The following is a 2,411-nucleotide window of genomic DNA, read 5'->3' as shown; positions in this document are numbered from 1 at the left end:
CATCAGCGCGGATGCCGTCACGATCACCCAGCGATATGGGGATTGTTCGCCCGTCATGTTATTCATTATTCTGCCTCCGGCCTGTGAGGGCGCACACCCTGCCCTTCAGCATGACCTTCCGCCCGGCGAAAAGCAATGATGAAAATCTCCTCCACCGGGTAGAGCCAACCTTACGCCGGTGCCAGCTTTGCCTTCACGGGTTGCTCGACAATGAACATATGGATGGCCGCCGACATCACCCCCAAGAGGACGCAGAACCACCAGATCGCGTCATAGGATCCGAAGGCGTCGAACGACCGACCCCCGAGCCAGGAGCCCAGAAATGCCCCGATCTGATGTCCGAAGAAGACAATCCCGAACAACATGGACATATAGCGTGTGCCGAAAATATAACCGACAAGTCCGCTAGTCAGCGGTACGGTGCCGAGCCAGAGAAAGCCGATGGCGACGCTGAAGACCAGCACCGTCACTTCAGTGATAGGAATGATGATGAACAGGAAGAATATCAGCGCCCGCGCGAGATAGAGCAGACTAAGGACAGACTTTTTTGAATAAACGCCCCCAAGATAACCGAAGATATAGACCCCGACAATATTGGCAAGGCCGACGAGCGTAAGACCCGTCGTCGCCAACCACGGCTCAAACCCCTTGTCGGCGAGAAAGGCCGGCAGATGCACCGCGACAAAGGCGAGATGAAAACCACAGACCAGAAAGCCGAGATTGAGCAACCAGAAACTGGGAATACGGCAGGCATCGCGAAAAGCCTCCCCCAGCCCCTGACCGATGTCGCCTTGGGGAGCTGGCGCGGCGCTTCTCAATCCCGCTGCGAGCGGCACGATCAGCAACGCCGTCACCGCCAGGACACCAAGGGCAATCACCCAGCCAAAGCCGCTGATCAATACATGAGAGAAGGGCAAGGCAAGAAACTGGCCGACGGAGCCGCCAACGGAGGCAATGCCGAGCGCGCGGCTGCGATCCTTCTCCGCCACCAGACGGCCGACAGTCCCGAGGACAACGGTAAAGCCGCTACCACTGAGACCGAGGCCAATCAACGTACCGCTGACCATCATCTGCATGCTGCTGCCCGCAGTCATCATGACAACCAGCCCGATGGCATAGAACAGCCCGCCCGCCGCCGCAACCCGACCGGCGCCGTATTTATCCGCGATCCCGCCGGCAAAAGGAGCGGCCACACCCCAGACAAGATTCAGAAGGCCCATGCCGAACGCAAAGCTTTCGCGTCCGACACCAAGCTCCGTCGTCATCGGGGTAAGAAACAGCCCCATGGCCTGACGATAGCCGATCGATAATCCCAAAATCGTCGCGGCGCAGAGAAGCAGTATCCAGAGTGAATGTTTCATGGCAGGCCATACCTTACTAACTGGTGATATTTCCTTGCATGATATCTCCGTTTATTTCATCATATAAATGAATTAATATGATAGTATAATCACATATTGAGATAACAATGAATCCGCAGAACTTCAGCCTGGACTTGCTCCGCGCCTTTGTCGCCGTCGCCGACACAAAGCATTTCACCCGCGCGGCGGAACGGCTCAACTGCGTGCAATCCGCCGTCAGTATGCAAATACAACGGCTCGAAGACTCTCTCGATACCCGCCTGCTGGAGCGTAGCAAGCGGCAGGTGCGGCTGACCGAGGAAGGAAAAATCCTCCTCCGCTATGCCGAACGGATATTACAGCTAAAAGAACAGGCCGTGGCAGAGATCGGTCATCAGAGCCTGCCTGGCCGGGTCCGCATCGGGGCAACCGACTGGTCGATGCCCTATCTGCCCGAAGTGTTGAAACGGCTTGGCCAGAAATACCCGAAACTTGATGTGGAACTGCAATGCGGCCGAAGCTGGGATGCGCTCGACGCGCTGGAGGCGGGCAAGCTGGACCTCGCCTTCGTCACCCAGAAATGCGGGCGCAAGGGTGGCAAGCGGATCAGCCATTCCCCGCTCACCTGGGCCGTCGTCTCATCAAGTAATGTGGAAGAACTGGATCCTGTTCCTCTCGCCCTTTTTGGTCCGGGCTGTATTTATCGCACAGCAGCGATAGACGCGCTGGAAACGGCGGGCAAGCCCTATCGTTTTGCTTACGAAAGTCCGGATCGCGCCGGTTTGGAATGCGCGGTCTCCGCCGGGCTCGCGGTCACTGTCGTGCCGGAGGATTGCCTGACGGAAAATTTACGCGTTCTCCCTCCGTCCGCTGGCGGCTTTCCGCCCCTGCCGACCTTTAACACCTTCCTGTTCGGAGCCACCCCCCGGCAACCCGCCGCCGTCAAAGCCTTCGCCGATCTGCTCACCGAAACCGTGGGGAACGGCTGAGCGGTCTTTTCGGTTGACGGTATGGCGGACTGGCCCTAGCCTGCTTCTCATGGAACAAAGATATCACATCAGACCCTTGGTA

General features: G+C 57.8%; 2 protein-coding genes. One reads left to right on the top strand and one right to left on the bottom strand.

The annotated features are described in order from the left end of the window. Window positions 1-170: 170 nt before the first annotated feature. Entirely contained in the window at window positions 171-1,361 is a 1,191-nt protein-coding gene (locus P1U71_RS17865; protein WP_301107029.1) for an MFS transporter, read from the bottom strand. A gap of 107 nt (window positions 1,362-1,468) precedes the next feature. Here P1U71_RS17865 and P1U71_RS17860 point away from each other — a divergent pair, with 107 nt between their 5' ends. After that, a complete protein-coding gene (locus P1U71_RS17860) occupies window positions 1,469-2,329 on the top strand; it encodes a LysR family transcriptional regulator (RefSeq protein WP_301107028.1) in 861 nt (286 codons plus the stop codon). The last annotated feature ends 82 nt before the right edge of the window (window positions 2,330-2,411 follow it).

The organism is Sneathiella sp. (genome assembly GCF_029233945.1).
Taxonomy (GTDB): Bacteria; Pseudomonadota; Alphaproteobacteria; order Sneathiellales; family Sneathiellaceae; genus Sneathiella.
This window is presented reverse-complemented; position numbering and strand designations above follow the sequence as displayed.

Bases quoted from the DNA above. Each gene is read 5' to 3' on its own strand.
- P1U71_RS17860 (WP_301107028.1), top strand. From the start codon at position 1,469: ATGAATCCGCAGAACTTCAGCCTGGACTTGCTCCGCGCCTTTGTCGCC.
- P1U71_RS17865 (WP_301107029.1), bottom strand. From the start codon at position 1,361: ATGAAACATTCACTCTGGATACTGCTTCTCTGCGCCGCGACGATTTTG.